We start from the raw sequence: 21,226 nt of genomic DNA on the forward strand, positions 1-21,226 counted from the left end.
GGCAAATCTCCAGAACGGAATTCGATTGTACGGTTCCGGACTGCCGATATCAGAATTGGTTGTTTATGCCAAACTTGAAGTTCTGAACCTTGTCGAAGTCTTCCTTGAGCACCGGAACTGCATAGTCGACACGCAATGCGCCGAATGGCGAATTCCAGACCAGGCCAACGCCGACGGACGCGCGAATTGCAGCGTTGTCACCGTTCACGAACTCAGGTGAGTTGACCGGCACCTTGTTTCCGAACAGCGTACCGGCGTCCGCAAACACCGCGCCACGCAGACCGAAGTCACGCGGCACAGCCGGAAGCGGGAACGTCGCTTCTGCGGAGACCGTGAAATAGGTCGTACCGCCCAAGGGATCGTCCGGACCACCGCCTACGCGGGGGCCGATACCCTTGTTCTCAAAGCCTCTGATATCGCCATTCGTCAGGGTGAACTGATCGAACACGTTCAGATCGTCCTTAAATCCAATGACATAGCCGGCAGAACCGCTAATCGAACCGATGATATCGGCATCGTCAGCCAGAAGATGGAAATAACGCGCCTTGCCGTAGAGCTTGTAGAACTGAGAGTCACCGCCGAGCCCGGCGATTTCCTGGGTGGCGCTGGCGTAAACACCTTCGCGCGGCAGGATCATGTCATCAAGAGTGTTGTATGTCAGGGTCTGGGAGACCGACGACTTCACCCACGGGCTGTTTTCAACGAGGTTCTGATAGGGCTCGGACAAGGAATCCAGCGATCCAGACGGATCGTACTTCATCTGCTTGTAGTTGTAACGGAACGTCGTCGCGAGGTCTTCGGTGATCGGCGCCGTTGCGCGCAGGACAACGTTGTTTTCCTCGTAGTCGTAGTTGTCGTTGCTCGACGTCTCACTGTGATTGAGGTCGAAACCGACAGCCAGACGATAGCCGAGGAAGTAGGGTTCGGTGAAGTTCAGGCCGTAGGTCCGCGAACCTTCCTGACCACCACCAGCCGTCACCTTGATGTACTGGCCGCGTCCGAGGAAGTTCTTTTCTTCGATCGACGCTTCGAGCATCAGGCCGTCGCCGCCCGCGGCATAACCTGCGCCGATACCGAACGAACCCGTTGACTGATCCTGCACGTCGACGACAACGACGACACGGTCCGGAGAACTGCCCGGCTGCGTCGTGATGTTGACCGAAGAGAAATATCCGAGCGCTTCAAGGCGACGCTTGGCTCTGGTGATCATCTGCTGGTTGAAGGCATCGCCTTCGCTCATGTCGAACTCGCGACGAATGACGAAGTCGCGTGTGCGGCTGTTGCCCCGGATCTCGATACGTTCGACGTAGGCGCGCTCGCCCTGGTCGACCAGATATTCGACACCGATGGTGTTGTTGTTCAGATCGCGGTTGCCGCGCGGCGTGACACGGGCGAACGGATAGCCGGCAGAGGCCACCTGATCAGAAATCGCTTCCATCGACTTCTGAACCTTGTTGGCGCTGTAGACATCGCCTTCCTGCGTCTGCACGAGGCCCTGCAACTGCGCGCCGTCCACACCCTGAACGGTCGACTGCACGGAAATCGCGCCGAAATTATAGCGCGGACCCTCTTCGATGTTGAAGGTCAGCGTGTACTTGTTGGTCGCCTCATCGAAGGCGGCGTCCGACGAAACGATACGGAAGTCGGCATAACCGCGATTGTAATAGAACTGGCGCAGCGATTCCTCATCGGCATGCAGCTTGTCGTCGCTGTATACGTCCTTGCGCGTCAGGAAAGACAGGAAGTTCGAACGCTTGGTATTGATGACGGACGCCAGACGGCCGGAGCTGTAGGCGTTGTTGCCGACGAAATTGATCGCCGCGATCTTGGTCCGGTCACCTTCGTTGATGACGAACGCCAAGTTGACGCGACCTTCGCCGAGCGGGACGACCTGGGTCGTGACCTCGATCTCATTGCGGCCCGTCGCAGCATACGCATCCTTGATGGACTGAATGTCAGCCTGGACCTGCGCCTCGCTGTACGGACCCGATGGCTGGGTCTTGACGATGGCAGCGAGCTTGTCGTCCTTGATCTTGCGGTTGCCGTTGAAGACCACCTGATTGACCAGCTGGGCTTCCTGGACTGTCACGACCAGCGTGCTGCCGGACACGGAAATCTTGACGTCGGAGAAGTAGCCCGTGTCGTAAAGCTGCTTGACGGAGTCGTCGATATCGGTGTTCGAGAAGCTCTTCCCGGGCGAAATCGTCAGGTTGGATCGCACCGCCTCGGCGCCGACACGGCTCGCGCCGCGCACATCGACACGCTGGATGACCGCAGCTTCAGCTGTTGTAGCAGATACGAATACAGTTGCGCCCGCTCCCGAAGCAACAATCCCAGCAGACAGCGCAACCGCCGATACTGCGTTCAAAAATCTTGAACCAGCCTTCATTTCACCCATTACCTTTTTTCTCGTCCCCGGCTTCAGGCGTCCCCCGATTCCGGTCACGTGTGTCGTTTTACCCGCTTTTGACATACAAGCAAGGGAGCAAGTTAATTTCTGTTTACTTCATTTCGAAGCGTGACGCATTCGCCACTACAGCTTTGAAACATCGTAAATAAACGGTAATTTTCCTTCGTCCTGCAATCAGCCAATCAGTGCACTTATGTCGTTCCAGGTAGCAAAAACCATCAAGCTCAGAACCATGGCCAGTCCGATGCGAAATGCAATCTCCTGCGCCGACGATCCCAGCGGCTTTCCCCTCACCGCCTCAATCGCATAGAACATCAGGTGGCCGCCATCAAGTACCGGAACAGGCATGAGATTGAGTAATCCGATGGAAACCGACAAAACGGCAGCCAATTGAAGCAACGCGGCAACGCCGAGCGTCGCCATCTGCCCTGAAGCCTGGGCGACACGGATCGGTCCCCCGAGTTGGTCGGGCTTCATGTAGCCGGAAATCAGATTGCCGATATATTTGAAAGTCCCGGTGACGATGTGCCAGGTCTGGATGGTGCCCTCTTTGAGAGCCTCCGCCGGCGAATACGTCTGCAGGCGGAAATGACCGACCTCCTGGTTGGTCACGATGCCGATCAGGCCGATCTCGATCTTGTTGCCGAACTGGTCCGTCATATCGGTCCGCGCCGGAACCATGGGGACATCAAGCTTTTCGCCGTTTCGCTCGACCGTCACCACGATCTTCTGCTCGGGGCGAATGCTGACATAGCGCCGAACGTCGTCGAAGGTCTCAACCTTGGTGCCGTCGATGGCGATCAACAGGTCGCCTGGGATGACGCCAGCGACCGCTGCAACACTTCCCGGCTTGACCTCGGCGACCACGGGATCGGCGACCGATCGGCCGTAGATGGCAAACAGCACGGTAAAGATGGCGATCGCCAGGATGAAATTTGCGATAGGGCCGGCCGCAACCGTGGCGGCTCGCTTCCAGAGCTTGGCGCCAGCGAAAGATCGCGAGCGCTCGTCGTCCGACATTGCCGCAAGTCTATTCTCGTCGGGCTTGCTGGATGCGTCCTCGTCCCCGAAGAAACGCACATAGCCGCCGAGGGGTATTGCGGAAAGCTTCCAGCGCGTCCCGTGCCGATCGGTGAAACCAAGGAGTTCCGGCCCGAATCCGATCGAGAAGGCCAATATCCGGATCCCGCTCCAGCGGCCGACGAGATAATGCCCCATCTCGTGGACGAAGACGAGCAGCGACAACACGAGAACGAAAGGAACGATATATCCCGTCAGAAACGCAAAAATTCCGGTCAAGCCTGCCATAAGATCTTTCCGCCCGCGTTTGCAGACATTACACGCCGAACAGGGCTGCGCCGAGCGACGTCGCTTCACCGCCCTTTATCAGCGAAAAAAGCCCAGCTAGCAAGAACGCCGCAAAGCAGGCGAAAATGAGCCCGTCAACCCGATCCATGACACCCCCGTGTCCCGGAATCAGGCGGCTGGAATCCTTCACGCCGAAGCGGCGCTTGATGAACGATTCGAAGAGATCGCCGATCTGGCTGCAGACCGACAGGATGAACGCGATCGGCGCTGCCAGAAGAACGCTTTCGGGGAATGCAAGGTATGCGACCAGACTCCCGGCGACGACGGCAGATACGGCGCCGCCGATCGCGCCGGACCAGGTTTTTCCGGGCGATATCTTCGGTGCAAGCTTCGGGCCACCGATTGCCCGGCCAACGAAATACGCAAGGATGTCGGTCGCCCAGACGACCGCGAATACGAACAGCATGGCATAGAGCCCGAGGGTGTCGGCGCCCCGGATGCCGGAAAGCGCTATACCTGTCAGCCCGGCGTACACCGTGCCCGCCGGAAACCAGCGCGACGTATTGCGCAGCGCCACAAAGCCGACTGCTATTGCTAAGAACAGGATCAGGAGAATGAGCGAATAGCCAACCGTTCCAGCGACGACGGCCACGGCGATGGCTATCTGCCCGATCCAGCCAACGGCGTTGGCAACAGGCTGCTCGGTGCGCATTCGCGTGATCGTCGACCATTCGTAGTAGATCAGCAGTCCGATCAACGCCGAGAGAACGCTGAATGCGAGACCGCCGAACCACGTGGCGCCAAGAACGAGGATTGCCAGGATCAGTCCGGAAATGATGCGAAGTCGCAATTCCTGATGCATCAGGTGCCCACTGCCGCAGCCGTCTGCGCGACCAATCCGCCAAAACGGCGATCGCGCGACGCAAAGGTCTCGAGCGCGGAATACAGCATCTCCCGGCTGAAATCCGGCCAAAATTCCGGAACGAAGATGAATTCCGAATAGGCGGCCTGCCACAGCAGGAAGTTGGACAGGCGCTCTTCCCCGCTTGTCCGAATGATCAAGTCGGGATCGGGAATGCCCGCAGTGTCGAGCCGCGCATTGATCAGGGCGGGCGTAATGTCCTGCGCCCGCAAGCAGCCCGCTTCCACATCTCTTGCGAGGCTTGCGACAGCCCGTGCAATCTCGTCGCGAGAACCGTAGTTGAAGGCAATCACGAGCGTCAGCGCCGTATTGCCCTTTGTCCGCTCTTCCGCGTCGACAAGAAGGTCCAGGATGTCGCTTTGCAGGCTGTGCCGGTCGCCGATCACTTTGACGCGCACGTTCTGGCGGTGCAGTTCCGCGAGATCGCGCCGGATGAATGCCTTGAGCAGGCCAAGCAGATCGGTGACTTCCGTTTCAGGGCGGCGCCAGTTTTCCGATGAGAAGGCGAACAGCGTGAGATACTTGATGCCGACATCACCGGCCGCGCGCACGGTTTCGCGCACGGCATCGACGCCCTTGCGATGGCCCATCGTGCGCGGCAATCCGCGTTGCTTGGCCCATCTGCCGTTGCCATCCATGATGATGGCAACATGTTCTGGCACTGTCAAAAATGTTCGTTCAGACATTTCCCGTCCGGTTCTTCCAGCCCAAGGCGCAGGCGCAGAGCGCTTTAGACCTGCATGATTTCCTTTTCCTTGTCACCAAGCAAGCGGTCGATCTCAGAAATCGTCTCGTCCGTCATCTTCTGCACACGATCCGACTGCGCGCGGCTAACATCCTGGCCAATCACACCGTCCTTTTCGGCTTTCTTAAGGCCGTCCATGCCGTCCCGGCGAACGTGGCGAATCGCGACCTTGCTCTTCTCGGCATAATCGTGAGCAACCTTGACGAGAGATTTGCGGCGTTCCTCGTTGAGTTCCGGCAGCGGAATGCGCAGGTTCTGGCCGTCGATAATCGGGTTGAGACCCAGACTCGATTCACGAATAGCGCGCTCGGTCGCGGAAACCATCGACTTGTCCCAGACCGAAACCGACAGCATGCGCGGTTCCGGGACCGTGATATTGGCGACCTGGTTCAGCGGTACACGCGAACCATAAGCCTCGACCGTCACTGGGTCGAGAATATTGGCCGAAGCGCGGCCGGTGCGCAGCGATGCGATATCGCTCTTGAACGAGGAAATGGCGCCATCCATGCGGCGCTTGAGTTCCTTGATGTCGATGCCTTCACTCATGTCAGTGCTCCCGTCTCGGTAGAAGCTGCGGCCAATTGGCGCCGCCACTCAATCAATTATCGGAGACGATGGTCTTGAGACCACCGCCCTTGAGGATTTCAGCAAAACCGCCCTTCTCGTGGATCGAGAAGACGATGATCGGAATGGAATTCTCGCGCGCGAGCGCAACGGCTGCAACGTCCATGACGGCAAGTCCTTTGTCGAGGACTTCCTTGTGCGTCAGTCGATCGAAGCGCGTGGCGTCCGGCTCCTTCTTCGGATCGGCCGAATAGATACCATCGACCTGCGTTCCCTTGAAGATCGCCTGGGCACCCATTTCCGCGGCGCGCAACGCTGCCGCAGAGTCCGTCGTGAAAAACGGGTTGCCCGTGCCGCCGGCGAAGATGACGACCCGACCGAGCGACAGGTGATAAAGCGTGGCGCGCTGCGAGAAGCTCTCGCAGATCTCGGGCATCGCGATTGCGGAAAGCACGACGGTGTCGATGTTAAGCTTGCGCAGCGAGGTCGCCAGCGCGAGCGCGTTGATAATCGTGGCGAGCATCCCCATGTGGTCGCCCGTCACGCGGTCGCCGCCCTTCGAGGCAACGGCGACGCCGCGGAAAATGTTGCCGCCGCCAACGACGACGCCGACTTCCACGCCCATCTGTCGCGCCTCGGCGATATCAGCCGCGATGCGATCGGCAACGGCCACATCGATGCCAAATCCCTGGCTGCCCATGAGGGCTTCGCCGGAAGCCTTGAGTAGAACGCGCTTATAGACAGGTTCTGACGACATCTTGGCTCCTCATTTGTGACTATTGACTGCCGGATACACGAAGGGCACCGCGTTGTCACGCGATGCCCTTCGGTTTTCACATGTATACGAACGATCAGCCCTTGGCGACAGCAGCCACTTCGGCAGCGAAGTCCGTCTCTTCCTTTTCGACGCCTTCGCCGAGGAGAAGACGCGCCATGCCGGTGACTTCGATCGGAGCGCCGGCTTCCTTTTCAGCTTCCTTGATCGCAGCGCCGACCGTCAGATCAGGGTTGATCACGAAGGCCTGCGAGAGAAGGGCAACTTCTTCGAAGAACTTGCGCATGCGGCCGTCCACCATCTTTTCGATGATGGCTTCCGGCTTGCCGGATTCGCGGGCCTGTTCGATGAAGACATTGCGTTCGCGCTCGGCAACGCCGGCATCGACTTCTTCGGCGCGGATGGCGAGCGGGTTGGTCGCAGCGATGTGCATTGCGACCTGACGGCCGATCGACGTCAGAACGGCCTTGTCGCCGACCGACTTCAGCGCAACCAGAACGCCGAGCTTGCCGATGCCGTCGCCGGCAGCGTTATGAATGTAGGTCGCGACAACACCGTGCTCGACTTCGAGCTTGGCAGCGCGACGCAGGGTCATGTTCTCGCCAATCGTTGCGATCGCGTCCTTGATGGTGTCGGAGACCGGCTTGCCGGACGCCGGATAGGTCGCGGCCGAAATGGCCTCAACCGTGCCGTCGGTCGCCAGAGCGACGTTGGCGATGCCGCGAACCAGGTCCTGGAAAGCGTCGTTGCGGGCAACGAAGTCAGTTTCCGAGTTGAGCTCGACGACAACGGCCTTGTGGCCGGCGCCGGCAATGGCGATCAGGCCTTCAGCAGCGGTGCGGCCCGACTTCTTGTCGGCCTTGGAGATGCCCTTGGCGCGCAGCCAGTCGATCGCGGCTTCGATATCGCCGTTGTTTTCGACCAGCGCCTTCTTGCAGTCCATCATGCCTGCGCCAGACTTTTCGCGCAGTTCCTTCACCAATGCAGCCGTAATCTCGGTCATAAGCTTCCTCTTGTCGGTTCAAACAGTGGCCCGCAAATGGCGGTGCGGCACCGGATTGAGGCACGAAATGTACCTGTATGTATGACAGCGTGATGAAAGACGCGTCATAACGAAACTCATATGGCGGCGGGCGGATCGCCCTCGCCTGAAACGGTCAAGGCCGCCGAACTTCTAAAAGTCGCGAGCGGCCTTTCCCAATCTCTGGAAAGCATGACGGACGAATTTGGCCCGCCTGCTTCTTTTATCAGGCGCCGGTTTCGTCGAGCGCCGGCTCAGCCGGGGCTTCGATCGAAGCGCCGAGGTCGCGGCCCGACGAGCTCTGCTGGCGAGCGATGCCGTCGATGGCAGCGCGCGCGATCAGGTCGCAGTAAAGAGCGATGGCGCGCGATGCGTCGTCGTTGCCCGGGATCGGATAGTCGATGAGGTCCGGATCGCAGTTCGAGTCGATGATCGCAACGACCGGAATGCCCAGGCGCTTGGCTTCGTCGATCGCGATCTTTTCCTTGTTGGTGTCGATGATGAACATCAGGTCCGGCGTGCCGCCCATGTCCTTGATACCACCGAGGGCCTTGTCGAGCTTCTCGCGCTCGCGCTCGAGGTTCAGACGTTCCTTCTTGGTGAAGCCCTGGGCGTCGCCGTTGAGGATTTCGTCGAGCTTGCGCAGACGCTGGATCGAGTTGGAGATCGTCTTCCAGTTTGTCATCATGCCGCCGAGCCAACGCGAGTTGACGTAGTACTGTGCGGAACGCTTTGCGGAGTCTGCAATGAGCTCCGAAGCCTGGCGCTTGGTGCCGACGAACAGAACGCGGCCGCCGCGGGCAACGGTGTCGCTGACGACCTGCAGCGCGCGCGACAGCAACGGAACCGTCTGAGCGAGGTCGATGATGTGGATGTTGTTACGATCGCCGAAAATGTACGGCTTCATCTTCGGGTTCCAGCGGTGCGTCTGGTGGCCGAAGTGGACGCCTGCTTCGAGGAGCTGGCGCATAGAGAAATCGGGCAATGCCATGCCTTGTTATCCTTTTCCGGTTGAACCTCCGCAAGGCGAACAGCATCCTCTTCGAAGATGCCACCGGGCGGAACCATCCGGATTTCTCCCGGACAACCCCATGCCTTACGTGTGGAATGCGGGTGGCCTTAACCTCCCTCCAAGGGAAAAGCAAGGCTTATCGCCAAAAATAATGCCAGACCTAACGCCTCAATCGGAATCGCAGGGCCAACTCTGCGGCACCGTCAGGCCAGCCGGCAGCTTCGTGTTCGAATCGCCGCACGCGAGCTCGATCTGTGCCTGCTGCAGGCCGGTTGCTTTGGAAAGATCGAGACCGCTGATGCGGGTCAGAAACATGAAGGCGCGGTCGAAGGAAATGGGGCCTTCGAATGTCGCTCCGCTGAGATCTGCGCGCGACAGGTTCGCGAGCGAAAAGCTTGCTCCCGTCAGCACTGCCTTGGTAAAGCTTGCGCGGCCGAGCTCCGCCTTTTCGAAATTCGCGCCGGTCAGCGTCGCGCCATTGAAATTGGAGCGCTGCAGCTCCGCGCCTGCGAAGGAAGCGCCCTGGGCAGAGACGTTCTCGAATCCCGAACGATACGCTTCGACCTTCGCGAAATTCGCCTTGTCGACCTGAGCACCGGTAAACCAGGCGCGCACCAACGTAGCCTTTTCGAGATTCGCCGAGGTGAGATTGGTTCCGCTCAGATTGGTCAGGGTGAAATCGGCGTCGACAAGATTGGCCTTCTGGAAGTCGCCTCCCTCCAGCATCAGGTTCTTCTTGTTGCAGCCGCCCCAGTCGATCCCAGAGGACGGCGTCATGCCGCAATCGGCAGCAAAGGCAGAACCGCAGGATGCCGCGGCCGTCAGAGCCAGGGTCACACCCAACAGGACAATCGTCGACACACTATGACTTGCAGCCAAAATCTTCACTCCATCCCGCGGTCACCGCTCAATCACACACCCGAGTCCTAGCATGGAGGACATCCTGCTGCATACATCGGCATTCGTCTGACCGCCAAGCGATCGTCCAATGCTGGCAATTGGTTACAGGCAACGATCTTACTTGCAGGCGACGGCCTTGGCGTCGAGCAGCTCGAGCTTCGACAGCTTGCCCGAGAGTACGAAGTCGCCGTAGTCCATCGTCAGATCCCGCGTGATGCCGTTCTCGTAGAGCTTGAACGACATGCGGTAGACGGGCAATGCGTCCGTCTTGGTGTTTTCGTTGAAGTAGGAAATGGTCACCGGCCAGAACGCCGTCTTGGAGAAGGCGCCGGCATTGCTTGCATCCGTCTCGTCTTTGGAGGGCGTTACCTGCTTGCCCACGACCGTGGTCGTGGCAAGAGCCTTGTCGCCATCGTCGGAGCCGTCGAAGACACGTGCTTCGAACAGGCGCTTTCCGGCCTTGGCGTTCTGGATGACGTCCAGCATGTGCTCGGTCGGGAAGCGGCTCGCGGCGAGCTGAAGCTCCTTGCTTGAGGGCTGCTTGAGATCGACCTTCACGCCCTCGGCCCGATCCTCGGCCGCACCATTGACTTCCTTGTCAAGCTGGTCGTCGGTGAAGGATTTCGTGTCGAAGGTGAACTTCCGATCCTTCAGGTTCTCGAAGGTCTTCGTCTGCTGATCGCTCAGACGCACCGCATCGCCCGTATCGATCTGCGTCACGAAGCGGAAGTTGGTGGTGTAGCCGCTGCAATAGTTGCCGTCGAACTCGTAGACCATGCGGCCCGACATGCCTGAAATGCCGGAGCGCTCGGATGCGTCCTTCAGCTCAAGATCATAGACGGCACGATGAGCGACCAGACCCGTGGCAATTGCCGCGCTGGTTACCGGTGCCGCTGCAAAGGCGTTTGCCGAAACGCCTGCTAGGAAGAGTGCGGCAAGACTCGATCGGACCATTGATAATCTCCTGTTGGACTCGCCTGCGATGTTATAAGAACGCTTTCGGCCAAATCGAGGCTCGATCATGTCACAAAATAGATTCAAGCCTTGATGCATAATTTTAGAACTATTGACAACAAAAGCGGAGAGGAAAATGTCCGATCAAATCGCTGCGCGGCTGAAAGAGATGGGGATATCCCTGCCTGAGGCCGCGGCACCCGCCGCAAACTATGTTCCATATGTGATCAACGGCAACCTTCTCTACATTTCCGGACAGCTGCCGCTCGACGGCGGCAAGATTGCCGTTTCCGGCCACCTTGGAAAGAATGTCGACGTGCCGGCGGGCCAGCGGGCCGCGGAGCTGTGCGCGATCAACATCCTCGCACAGGCCAAAGCCGCGCTCGGCGGCGATCTCAGCCGGATCAAGCGGGTCATCAAACTGAACGGTTTCGTGGCATCGACGCCCGACTTCGTCGAGCAGCATCTCGTGATCAACGGTGCATCGAACCTGATTGCCGGCGTCCTCGGCGAAGCCGGAAAGCATGCTCGCGCCGCAGTCGGCATGGCAGCACTACCCATGAACGCCGCGGTCGAAATCGACGCAATCATGGAAGTCGCGTCATGACCTCGGCAGCTTGGCTCAAGGAACTGCCCGTCGCCCACCGCGGTTATCATGACCTCAACAACAAGGTCTGGGAAAACACCCTCTCCGCGTTCTCGCGCGCCGTCGAGGCCGGCTTCGCCATCGAGTGCGATCTCCATTACGCTTCCGACGGCGTGCCGGTCGTCTTCCACGACGAAGACCTGGAGCGCCTGTGCAACCTGAAGGGTGACGTTCGCGAGCGGACTTCCCAGGAACTGGGGCTGCTTTCGATCGGCGGCACCGGCGACAAGATTCCGACGCTGAGACAGATGCTGGATCTCGTCAAGGGCAGGGTTCCGCTGGTGATCGAGCTCAAGGGGCGCGAAGCTGACGACGCAGGCTTCGTCGAAGCCGTTCTCGAAGTACTGGAAGGTTACGAAGGCAAAGTGGCGCTGATGAGCTTCGACCACTGGCTGCTGCGTGAACTCAAGGCCCTCGATGCGCCCTACCCGCTCGGCCTGACGGCGGGCGGCAACAAGCCGGACGAATTCGAAGCCAATGAAAAAGCGATGCAACTCGGCCTCGACTTCATTTCGTACTTCTTCGCCGATCTTCCCAATCCCTTCATCAGCGCGCAGCGCGAGAAGGGTATCGTCGTCATCACCTGGACGGTCCGGGACGAGAAGGCACGCAGGCACAGCTTCGAGAACGCCGACCAGATGACGTTCGAGGGATTTGATCCGCGCGTTCTGGTTTGACGCTCGCTTTTTGGACACGTTCATGCGCAGACTGGATCGGAGCCCCATTATCCTCCCAAACGGTCTCGCACTCGCTTTATGACAGACGAACTCTCAATCCGCATCGAGCGGTCCTTCACCGATATTTCCCCTGAGAGCTGGTCACGGCTTTCCGGGGCTTCAAAAGGCGATAGCGCGCTCGCCTACAATCCCTTCGTCTCGCACGCTTTCCTGTCTTCACTCGAAGAATCGGGATCGGCAACCGCCGAGACAGGCTGGCTCGGACATCATATGCTGCTGGAGAGTGCCGACGGACAACTCGTCGGCGCCCTGCCCGGCTATCTGAAAAACCATAGCCAGGGCGAATATGTCTTCGACCATGGCTGGGCCGATGCCTTCGAACGGGCGGGCGGCCGCTATTATCCAAAGCTCCAGTGCTCGATACCGTTTACGCCTGCAACCGGTCCGCGCCTGCTGGTCGCAGCCGGTGTGCAGCGCCGTCCGATTCAGGACGCAATGGCTGAAAGCCTCAAGGAGGTCGTTCGCCGCCTAGGCGTCTCGTCGGCACACATCACCTTCGTTCCCGAGGACGAAATCGCCGTGTTCGAGACCGATGGCTATCTGCACCGAACCGATCAACAGTTCCATTTCATCAACGAGGGCTATGCCGACCACGACGCGTTTCTCGAAACACTCGCCTCGCGCAAGCGCAAGGCACTGCGCAGGGAACGCCGTACGGCGCTGGAAAACGGCATCAGCATCGACTGGCTGACCGGCAGCGATCTGACGGAGCGCATCTGGGACCAGTTCTTCGCCTTCTACATGGACACGGGGAGCCGCAAATGGGGCCGCCCCTACCTTACGCGCAAGTTCTACTCGCTGATCGGCGAACGCATGCCCGACGACATCCTGCTCGTCATGGCCAAGCACAACGGGCGCTATGTCGCCGGTGCAATCAATTTCATTGGTGGCGATACGCTCTATGGCCGGCATTGGGGCTGCATCGAGGATCATCCGTACCTGCATTTCGAGGTCTGCTATCATCAAGCGATCGACTTCGCCCTGGCGAAAGGCCTGAAACGCGTCGAGGCCGGGGCGCAGGGCGAGCATAAGCTGGCGCGAGGTTACCTGCCAGTGACAACGCATTCCGCCCACTATGTCGCGCATGCCGGCCTTCGCCGGGCGATCGCGGACTATCTCGAGCGCGAGCGCGACGACGTCGAGCACATGAACGAGATTCTGGCCGAGCACAGCCCGTTCCGAAAAGGCGAGCGGCTTCAAGAGGATTGACGCCCTCGCCCGTGCCGCGCTACCGGAACAAGGCACCAACGAGGAGATTTCGCATGACCAGCGCCGCTTATGACAGCAACAACATCTTTGCAAAGATCCTGCGTGGCGAAATTCCCTCGCACCGTATCTACGAAGACAACCACACCGTCGCGTTCATGGATGTGATGCCGCAGGCGCCCGGCCATGTTCTCGTCGTCCCCAAGACGCCTTCGCGCAATCTACTCGACGCCGATCCGGCCACGCTGGCACAGACCATCCCGGTCGTCCAGAAAATCGCCAATGCCGTCAAAGAGGCGTTCGACGCGGACGGCGTCTTCGTCTGCCAGTTCAACGAGCCGGCGGCGGGCCAGACCGTCTTCCACCTGCATTTCCACGTCATCCCCCGCCACGAGGGCGTGGCGCTGCATCCGCATTCGGGGAAAATGGAGGACAACGCCGTACTTGCTGCAAATGCCGAGAAAATCAAAGCTTGGCTTTGATCACGGCTTCGCACCGGTAGCGACCTTGCGTGGCAATCGCGCCTGCAGCGTTTCACATTGCCATAGCGCAGCGTCTGCCAGTCGGTAGGCAATGCCAAACACGACAAGACCACCGATGACATCTGCGAGATTGTGCCCGCCCTGAATGAGGATCGCGGGCACCATCAATGCATTGAGAATAAGGAACGGCACCGCCAGCGGGCCAAAGCGCAGAAGAAAGCAGGCGGACATCGCCGCCATCACTGTGTGAAACGACGGGAATCCGATCAGCCCGAGTACATTTTTCGGCGACAGATACGTCGCACCGTGGCGGCCCAATTCGACAAGCTGCGCACCGTAGTCCGGGCCGACGGCCAGTGGAACTGCGTCGGTAACGTCCTTCGGCAACACATAGATCGACGAAGCACCGAACGAGGGGAAGAACGACCAGCAGACGATAGCGAGAAGCGCTCCAATCACACCTGTCAGCAGGAAGTGGTGCAACAGGCGAATCCGACCCGAGAACCCCAGGATGAAGAGAATTGCCAGCAGTTGGGGCAATGACGTCGCATAGACGGCTTGCAGCAGCATTCCGGCACGCGGATACTGCGACGCCCAGGTCACAAAACTTGGCCAGTGAAAGCCGAGCTGTTCGTCGATGCGCGCAAGAACCGGATCGACGGGATGAAAGAGCAGCGGCAGCAGCAGATAGTTGAACACCGAGCCGACGATCGTGAAGAGTATGAAGAGCCCAGCAGCTGTTGCAGTCGCTGCGATACCCTCGTTGGGCCTGACATGTCTGTAGAACTGGCCGATAGCGATGGCTGATGATCCGCACGCGATCAGGCTTGCATAGCCTGCTGCATCGAACCCGATCCCCTTCCACGACAGAAGAACAACATCGAGCGACGCCAGCACCGCGATGATCGTAACAATGAAACGTTCGGCGGGCAGAAACACCATAGACCGGCTCCTTGCTGAAGCCTGAGATAGTCGATTGCACTTAAAATTCGGCTAAGCACCCGTGCAACCGCCGAAGAAAAAGCGGCCCGAAAGCCGCTTTTTCCATTGACCTACTTCTTTGGCACCCGTGGGACAGCGCTGCCCTTCCTGGGCGGACTCTTGACCTCGGGTTCGGCGACTGGCGCCTTCGCCTTTTTCACCGAAGCCGTGGTCTTCTTGGGCCGCGTCTTGGTCTTCAGTTCGCCGTCATCCTGGTCGTCACCTTCGGGGTGGACAACCTCGGCCTCCGGCTTCGGCTTGATCGGCGCACTGTCCGACATCGATTCAAGGATGATGCCGGGTTTGCCGTCTTCCTTCGGGCCTACAGTGACGGTGACGACGCCACCCTTCTTCAGCTTGCCAAAGAGGATTTCGTTGGCCAGCGGCTTCTTGATGACATCCTGGATCACGCGGGCCAGCGGGCGGGCACCCATCTTTTCGTCGTAGCCCTTGTCTGCCAGCCAGGCGATCGCATCCTCGTGCAGGTCGAAGGTGACGTTCCGCTCGGAAAGCTGTGCCTCGAGCTGCATGATGAACTTCTGCACGACCTTGTGAATGACGACCGTCGGCAGCGCCGCGAACGGAATGATCGCGTCGAGACGGTTGCGGAACTCCGGCGTGAAGATGCGGTTCAGCGCCTCTTCGTCCTCGCCCGTCCGCTTGGACGAACCGAAGCCGAATGCCGCCTTGGCCATCTCGGATGCCCCCGCATTGGTCGTCATGATCAGGATGACGTTGCGGAAGTCGATCTTCTTGCCGTTGTGGTCGGTCAGCGTGCCGTGGTCCATGACCTGCAGCAGGATGTTGTAGATGTCGGGATGCGCCTTCTCGATCTCGTCGAGCAGCACCACGCAATGCGGATGCTGGTCGACGCCATCGGTCAGGAGACCGCCCTGGTCGAAGCCGACGTAGCCGGGAGGTGCACCGAGCAGACGGGAAACCGTATGCCGCTCCATATATTCCGACATGTCGAAGCGCAGAAGCTCGACACCGAGCGACGACGCCAGCTGCTTGGCCACCTCGGTTTTGCCGACGCCCGTAGGCCCAGAGAAGACATAGGAGCCAATCGGCTTGTTCGGCTCGCGAAGGCCGGCACGCGCCAGCTTGATCGAGGTCGACAGGGCTTCGATTGCCGTATCCTGGCCATAGACGACCGAACGCAGTTCCTTCTCGAGATTGGCGAGAACGGCTTCGTCGTCCTTCGACACGGTCTTCGGCGGAATGCGGGCCATCGTGGCGATCGTCGCCTCGATCTCCCTTTCGGTGATCAGCTTGCGACGCTTGGACGGCGGCAGCAGCATCTGGGCCGCACCCGTCTCGTCGATCACATCGATCGCCTTGTCGGGGAGTTTGCGGTCGGAGATGTAGCGTGCCGACAGCTCGACGGCTGTCTTGATCGCCTCGTTCGAGTAGCGCAGGTGGTGATACTCTTCGAAATAGGGCTTCAGGCCCTTCATGATTTCGATCGCATCGTCGATCGACGGTTCGGCGACGTCGATCTTCTGGAAGCGGCGAACCAGAGCCCGGTCCTTCTCGAAGAACTGACGATATTCCTTGTAGGTGGTCGATCCGATGCAACGAATCGCGCCCGACGACAGGGCCGGCTTCAGCAGGTTCGACGCGTCCATCGCTCCGCCTGACGTGGCGCCTGCACCGATCACCGTGTGGATTTCATCGATGAAAAGAACGGCGCCCGGATATTCTTCGAGCTCCTTGACGACCTGCTTCAAGCGCTCTTCGAAATCGCCGCGGTAGCGCGTGCCGGCCAGAAGCGTTCCCATGTCGAGTGAAAAGATGGTGGCGTCGGCAAGCGCTTCCGGCACCTTGCCTTCGACGATGCGCTTGGCCAGGCCTTCGGCGATCGCCGTCTTGCCGACGCCGGGATCGCCGACGTACAGCGGATTGTTCTTCGAACGGCGGCACAGGATCTGAATCGTGCGGTTGACCTCGGCATGACGGCCGATCAGCGGATCGATCTTGCCGACCTTGGCCTTCTCGTTGAGGTTCACGCAATAAGCCTTCAGGGCATCCTGCTGCTTCTTGGCGCCGCCTTCTTCCTGTTCGCCGCTGCCGCGCGATGCCGGCTTGCTCTCCGATTCGCCATCGTCGGCACCACGCGGCGTCCGCGTTTCAGACGATCCGGCGCGCTTGCCAATCCCGTGGGAAATGTAGTTGACGGCATCGTAGCGGGTCATTTCCTGCTCCTGCAGGAAATAGGCGGCATGGCTTTCGCGCTCGGCGAAGATGGCGACGAGCACGTTTGCTCCGGTTACTTCTTCGCGACCGGACGACTGAACATGAATGACGGCACGCTGAATGACGCGCTGGAAGCCGGAAGTCGGCTTGGAGTCCTCGTCATAACCCGTGACCAGGTTGGAGAGTTCGTTATCGACATATTCAACAAGGGTTTTGCGGAGCGCGTCGAGATTGACATTGCAGGCGCCCATGACCGCGGCCGCATCGGCATCGTCGATCAGGGCGAGCAGCAGATGCTCGAGCGTCGCATATTCGTGATGCCGCTCGTTGGCAAAGGTCAGTGCCTGATGGAGCGCCTTCTCAAGACTAGGCGAAAATGTTGGCACGTTCAGATCCTCACTTCTTTTCCATGACGCATTGCAGCGGATGCTGGTGCTGTCGGGCGAAGTCCATCACCTGACTCACCTTGGTCTCCGCTACCTCGTATGTAAATATTCCACATTCGCCGACGCCATGATTATGGACATGAAGCATGATGCGGGTGGCACTTTCACGGTCCTTCTGAAAAAAACGCTCCAGGATATGGATGACGAACTCCATAGGCGTGTAGTCGTCATTCAAAATCAGCACACGGTACAGATTGGGTTTCTTCGTCTTAGGCTTTGTGCGCGTGATGACCGAGGTGCCGCGATTTCCGTTGTCCCCGTTCCTTTCGCTATCATTTTGCATCCGGATCGGCTGTACGATCATATTCATTCATTCCCCGAACAATCCGGCGGTGCATGGGAGGCCTGCTTTACCCGCCGAATTTCTGAATTACTAACTTAGTTCATTGTAGAGCGATTTTAAGCCCCTCGCTTCACACTGCAATCACAATTCAACCGGACTTGGCGCAAAGACACAAAAACTAGCGACAGGGACGCAAAACGTTTCGTGAAAAACGAAAAAGACCGGCTGCAGATGCGTAGCCGGCCTTCGTTTTTCAAGGGGTATGCAGCTTTTGCACCGTCCGCCCCCTAAGCCGCGGCGGGCGTCACCACCGCAGGCTTGGCAGCTTTCGCGACGGCGGCAGCTACCGGCGCCTCGTATGGCCGGTAGGCGCTCTTGGCGATGTCAGCGTACATTTCGCTCAGTTTCGTCGCTTCAGCGACAAAGCTCTCGTATGCGGCCTTCACATAGCCGGTTTGCAGTTCGAAGACAGCTTCGAGACTGCGCGCGCCGGACAGCGTCTCGAAATGCGTGACTGCATCCTGGAAAGATTTTTTGGAATATTCGGTCGCCTCCGTGGCGATCGCCTGAAATCCCTTGGTCGTCTCGGAATAGCTCTTGAGTACCGTTTCCATGGCTTCCTTGCTCTTTCCAGCGGCGTCATCAAAGTTCAGCATGAAAATCCTCCTTGTGCTCGGAAGCCAAAAGGTAGTCGCACCGCACACAAAGATCAAGCGATCTTGTGCGTCGCACAACACTCTATGGTTGCATTTGAAGATGCGCAAATTCCGAGGACGGCAGGCAATGTGGCCGGATAGTTGATATTGCTAAAATATATCAGAGGGCCGCAACCAGAGGCTTCGCAAAGAATCCGATTGCGGCACTCGAACGATTAATCGAGGAGATCGGCCGGGACCTTGCCGCCGTTTTCCGACAGCCGCTTCATCAGCGCCTTGTGCAGAAACATGTTCATCGTCGCGGTATCGTGGGTATCACCGGTGTAGCCGAGTTCCGTGGCCAGTTCCTTGCGCTCGGCAAGGCTCGCGTCCATTCCCACGGCTTTCATCAGGTCGACGATCGAACGGCGCCAGTCCAGCTTCTGCCCGCTTTTCTTCACCGCCGCGTCGAGTGCCGAAACGATATCGACGGCCGCCGCTGATGGAGTTGCCGCAGGTGCTGAGCTTGGCGCCGGCGATGGCGCGGCAGAGGGCGAAACAGGCGCCTGTGCCGGCTCTATCTTCGGCGCCGCGGCCTGCGTCACCGGAGCAGCCTGTGCCTCCCCGAAAATGGCATGCTTGATCTTGTCGAAAATACCCATCCTCAACATCCCCTTGCTGGCAATCGAGCACATGCTCACCACTCAAGATGGAGCGGTTGGCCAGTTGGTCCAGAGACGAATTCTCTTTTCGGCACGCCTTCGAGTGGCGGTCGGCGTGATTTTTCAGTTATTTCGAGGGATTTAGGGTCGTGCAGGGCCGGCATTTGCCGGTTGCAGGCAAGCCGCATAAGCTGCGGCCTGCGTCATCGTTTGCGCATGAGCCGGGCTCAGCGCCGGCGATCATGCCAGATCGACGTCCAGGATCGCCATCGAGAAATTGTAGGACCGGTCGCCGTCCTCGTCGTCGATATAGACGACACCCAGAAACTCTTCGTCGAGGTAAACTTCAGCGGAATCGTTCTTGCGCGGACGAGCCTTGACGACGATCTGCGGATTGAACGTGCGCTTGAAATACGCGTCGAGTTTCTTGATTTCTTCGGGCTTCACACTTCATCTCCTGAGCGATCTCGATTGGCCGCTTCTTGCACATGAAAGACGGCGCTGTAAAGGCGCGGGAACCGATGATGATCGCTATCCCCGCCGTTGTAAGGGCGGCTGCCTGGCTGCATGCGACACCCGATATCCTCGATGCGGGACCTAGATATCCGCGCCGATTACTTGATCCATGATCCGCGACGGTTCCGAACACCCCGCTGCTCCGACCACACGCGCGGGGACGCCCGCGACCGTCGTCTTCGGCGGCACAGCCTTCAGCACGACCGAGCCAGCGGCAATGCGCGAGCAATAACCGATCTCGATATTGCCGAGGATCTTCGCACCGGCGCCGATCAGCACGCCGCTGCCGATCTTCGGATGCCTGTCCGCGCCTTCCTTGCCGGTGCCGCCCAGCGTCACGCCATGGAGGATCGATACGTTGTCGCCGATCACCGCAGTCTCGCCGACGACCAGGCCGGTCGCGTGATCGAGGAAGATGCCGCGGCCGATCCGGGCAGCCGGATTGATGTCAGTCTGGAAAACGCTCGAAGACCGGCTCTGCAGATAGAGCGCAAGGTCGCGGCGCCCGCGATTGAGGAGCCAGTGTGCCAGGCGATGCGTCTGCAGCGCGTGGAACCCCTTGAAATAGAGCACGGCTTCCATGAAGCGCAGGCAGGCGGGATCACGGTCATAGATCGCCTGGATATCGACCCGGAGGATCGCTCCCCACTCCGGCCAGTCTTCCAGCATCTGGTCGAAGGTCTGGCGAAGCAGGATCGCCTGCATGTCGGGATGGTCGAGGCGCTCGCAGATACGGTAGATGACGCATTCTTCCAGCGAGCGATAGTTGAGAACGGTCGAATAGAGAAACGCCGCCAGCACCGGATCGCTTTCGGCGGCGACGCGCGCTTCCTCGCGCAGGCTGTCCCAGATCGGATCCATCACCTTGAGCGAGCTTGGCGTCTCAAGAGGACGAATGTCTGTCTTTGCGACCATGGAAGGTCTCCTCGTATGCCGTCTGAATGGCTCTATATACGGCAAAATGCCGCTGACATAAATGGCTTATGCGCGAATGGTTTCCGGCATGTTTCCGCCGCCGCAACGGCGATCGAGATGTCACTCACCGGCGACTTCATCGTAGAATTCGAGCACTGCCTTCTTGAATACCCGGTCGCCTACGGCCAGCATATGGTCGCGTCCGGGAATATCGAGCGCCTTGGCATTCGGCATCAGCGCGGCCAGTTCCCCGGGGGATCCCGCGATATCGTCCTTGGTGCCCACGCCGATGAGCGTCGGCGCATCGATCTTCCCCATGTCGGCTCTCGCCACCAGGTCGCGCGAACCGCGAATGCAGGCAGCAAGCGCGCGGCGGTCGCTTTTTGTCTGGTCGGCGAAGGCACGAAACATGCGGCCGCGCTCGTGGCTCACGTCATCCAGCGATGGCGCCAGCAGTGCATCGGCGATCGGATCCCAGTCGCCGACTCCGTCGGTCATGCCGATGCCCAGGCCACCTAGCACAAGCGAGCGGACGCGGTCCGGGTTCGCGAGGGCGGCAAATACGCAGATGCGCGCGCCCATGGAGTACCCCATAAGGTTGGCTTCCGGTATGCCGAGATGATCGAGGAGCGCAATTGCGTCGCCGGCCATGTGCCAGGGCCGGTAAGCCTCGGCTTCGGTCGGCTTGTCGCTGCCGCCGTGCCCCCTGTTGTCGATGGCGACCACCCGGTAACCGGCATCGCCGAGCGTCTTCAGCCAACCGGGATGCACCCAGTTCACACTGGCGGTCGATGCGAAGCCGTGGATGAGGAGCACCGGGGCGCCGCTCGGATCGCCCTCATCGAAATAAGCGAGTTTGAGCCCATCGTGCGTGAAGCTGGAAAAGGCTGGCGTATTCAAGTTCATCGAG

The 21,226-nt window shown here is 59.4% G+C and carries 22 protein-coding genes; 4 read left to right on the top strand and 18 right to left on the bottom strand.

Going from position 1 to position 21,226, the window contains the following annotated elements; translation table 11 throughout:
* Positions 1-49 precede the first annotated feature (49 nt).
* The 10 genes from bamA to ASC97_RS13425 form a co-directional block, all read right to left on the bottom strand.
* On the bottom strand, positions 50-2,389 hold the full coding sequence (gene bamA / locus ASC97_RS13380; RefSeq protein ID WP_057469355.1) for an outer membrane protein assembly factor BamA: 2,340 nt from the start codon (positions 2,387-2,389) through the stop codon (positions 50-52).
* 195 nt (positions 2,390-2,584) lie between these two features.
* On the bottom strand, positions 2,585-3,718 hold the full coding sequence (rseP, locus tag ASC97_RS13385) for an RIP metalloprotease RseP (RefSeq protein WP_057468808.1): 1,134 nt from the start codon (positions 3,716-3,718) through the stop codon (positions 2,585-2,587).
* A gap of 28 nt (positions 3,719-3,746) precedes the next feature.
* On the bottom strand, positions 3,747-4,580 hold the full coding sequence (locus ASC97_RS13390; RefSeq protein WP_057468809.1) for a phosphatidate cytidylyltransferase: 834 nt from the start codon (positions 4,578-4,580) through the stop codon (positions 3,747-3,749).
* Entirely contained in the window at positions 4,580-5,326 is a 747-nt protein-coding gene (locus ASC97_RS13395) for an isoprenyl transferase (protein WP_057468810.1), read from the bottom strand. Before ASC97_RS13395 ends, ASC97_RS13390 begins: the two co-directional genes overlap by 1 nt.
* Positions 5,327-5,370: 44 nt before the next feature.
* Positions 5,371-5,931: a ribosome recycling factor gene (gene frr, locus ASC97_RS13400; protein ID WP_057468811.1), complete on the bottom strand. Its 561-nt coding sequence runs from the start codon at positions 5,929-5,931 to the stop codon at positions 5,371-5,373.
* A 52-nt stretch (positions 5,932-5,983) separates the two neighbouring features.
* Complete coding sequence (gene pyrH, locus ASC97_RS13405) at positions 5,984-6,706, bottom strand: UMP kinase (protein ID WP_057468812.1); 723 nt, start codon at positions 6,704-6,706, stop codon at positions 5,984-5,986.
* Between the two features lie 94 nt (positions 6,707-6,800).
* Positions 6,801-7,727, bottom strand: a complete 927-nt coding sequence (gene tsf, locus ASC97_RS13410; protein ID WP_057468813.1) for a translation elongation factor Ts — start codon at positions 7,725-7,727, stop codon at positions 6,801-6,803.
* Positions 7,728-7,971: 244 nt separating this feature from the next.
* A complete protein-coding gene (gene rpsB / locus ASC97_RS13415; RefSeq protein WP_057468814.1) occupies positions 7,972-8,736 on the bottom strand; it encodes a 30S ribosomal protein S2 in 765 nt (254 codons plus the stop codon).
* Between the two features lie 189 nt (positions 8,737-8,925).
* Positions 8,926-9,609 carry a pentapeptide repeat-containing protein gene (locus ASC97_RS13420; RefSeq protein ID WP_244481479.1) on the bottom strand — a complete coding sequence of 228 codons (684 nt, stop codon included), beginning with the start codon at positions 9,607-9,609 and terminating at the stop codon, positions 8,926-8,928.
* Positions 9,610-9,774: 165 nt separating this feature from the next.
* The gene (locus ASC97_RS13425) at positions 9,775-10,611 is read right to left on the bottom strand and encodes a cell envelope integrity EipB family protein (protein ID WP_057468815.1); all 837 of its coding nucleotides are present in this window, start codon (positions 10,609-10,611) and stop codon (positions 9,775-9,777) included.
* 136 nt (positions 10,612-10,747) lie between these two features.
* Between ASC97_RS13425 and ASC97_RS13430 the strand changes: the two genes are divergently transcribed.
* The 4 genes from ASC97_RS13430 to ASC97_RS13445 all read left to right on the top strand — a co-directional run bounded on the left by ASC97_RS13430 (position 10,748) and on the right by ASC97_RS13445 (position 13,682).
* Positions 10,748-11,218 (top strand): RidA family protein, encoded by a 471-nt coding sequence (locus ASC97_RS13430; RefSeq protein ID WP_057468816.1) that lies wholly within the window; start codon positions 10,748-10,750, stop codon positions 11,216-11,218.
* Positions 11,215-11,934, top strand: a complete 720-nt coding sequence (locus tag ASC97_RS13435; protein WP_057468817.1) for a glycerophosphodiester phosphodiesterase — start codon at positions 11,215-11,217, stop codon at positions 11,932-11,934. The genes ASC97_RS13430 and ASC97_RS13435 overlap by 4 nt, the downstream gene beginning before the upstream one ends.
* A gap of 78 nt (positions 11,935-12,012) precedes the next feature.
* Entirely contained in the window at positions 12,013-13,203 is a 1,191-nt protein-coding gene (locus tag ASC97_RS13440) for a GNAT family N-acetyltransferase (RefSeq protein WP_057468818.1), read from the top strand.
* A gap of 53 nt (positions 13,204-13,256) precedes the next feature.
* The gene (locus ASC97_RS13445; RefSeq protein ID WP_057468819.1) at positions 13,257-13,682 is read left to right on the top strand and encodes an HIT family protein; all 426 of its coding nucleotides are present in this window, start codon (positions 13,257-13,259) and stop codon (positions 13,680-13,682) included.
* Here the strand turns inward: ASC97_RS13445 and ASC97_RS13450 are convergent, their stop codons facing one another.
* The 8 genes from ASC97_RS13450 to ASC97_RS13485 all read right to left on the bottom strand — a co-directional run bounded on the left by ASC97_RS13450 (position 13,683) and on the right by ASC97_RS13485 (position 21,222).
* Entirely contained in the window at positions 13,683-14,624 is a 942-nt protein-coding gene (locus ASC97_RS13450) for a phosphatase PAP2 family protein (protein ID WP_057468820.1), read from the bottom strand.
* Positions 14,625-14,734: 110 nt separating this feature from the next.
* Positions 14,735-17,245, bottom strand: a complete 2,511-nt coding sequence (gene clpA / locus ASC97_RS13455; RefSeq protein ID WP_057468821.1) for an ATP-dependent Clp protease ATP-binding subunit ClpA — start codon at positions 17,243-17,245, stop codon at positions 14,735-14,737.
* A 10-nt stretch (positions 17,246-17,255) separates the two neighbouring features.
* Complete coding sequence (gene clpS, locus ASC97_RS13460; protein ID WP_037061466.1) at positions 17,256-17,609, bottom strand: ATP-dependent Clp protease adapter ClpS; 354 nt, start codon at positions 17,607-17,609, stop codon at positions 17,256-17,258.
* A gap of 266 nt (positions 17,610-17,875) precedes the next feature.
* A complete protein-coding gene (locus ASC97_RS13465) occupies positions 17,876-18,244 on the bottom strand; it encodes a phasin family protein (protein WP_057468822.1) in 369 nt (122 codons plus the stop codon).
* A 215-nt stretch (positions 18,245-18,459) separates the two neighbouring features.
* The gene (locus ASC97_RS13470; protein ID WP_057468823.1) at positions 18,460-18,885 is read right to left on the bottom strand and encodes a DUF3597 domain-containing protein; all 426 of its coding nucleotides are present in this window, start codon (positions 18,883-18,885) and stop codon (positions 18,460-18,462) included.
* Positions 18,886-19,125: 240 nt separating this feature from the next.
* Positions 19,126-19,332, bottom strand: a complete 207-nt coding sequence (locus tag ASC97_RS13475; RefSeq protein WP_037061461.1) for a DUF3126 family protein — start codon at positions 19,330-19,332, stop codon at positions 19,126-19,128.
* 150 nt (positions 19,333-19,482) lie between these two features.
* Positions 19,483-20,316, bottom strand: coding sequence for a serine O-acetyltransferase (gene cysE / locus ASC97_RS13480; protein ID WP_057468824.1), 834 nt, complete (start codon positions 20,314-20,316; stop codon positions 19,483-19,485).
* A gap of 120 nt (positions 20,317-20,436) precedes the next feature.
* Positions 20,437-21,222, bottom strand: a complete 786-nt coding sequence (locus ASC97_RS13485) for an alpha/beta fold hydrolase (RefSeq protein ID WP_057469357.1) — start codon at positions 21,220-21,222, stop codon at positions 20,437-20,439.
* Between the last annotated feature and the right edge of the window lie 4 nt (positions 21,223-21,226).

The organism is Rhizobium sp. Root1203, from assembly GCF_001424945.1.
GTDB lineage: Bacteria > Pseudomonadota > Alphaproteobacteria > Rhizobiales > Rhizobiaceae > Rhizobium.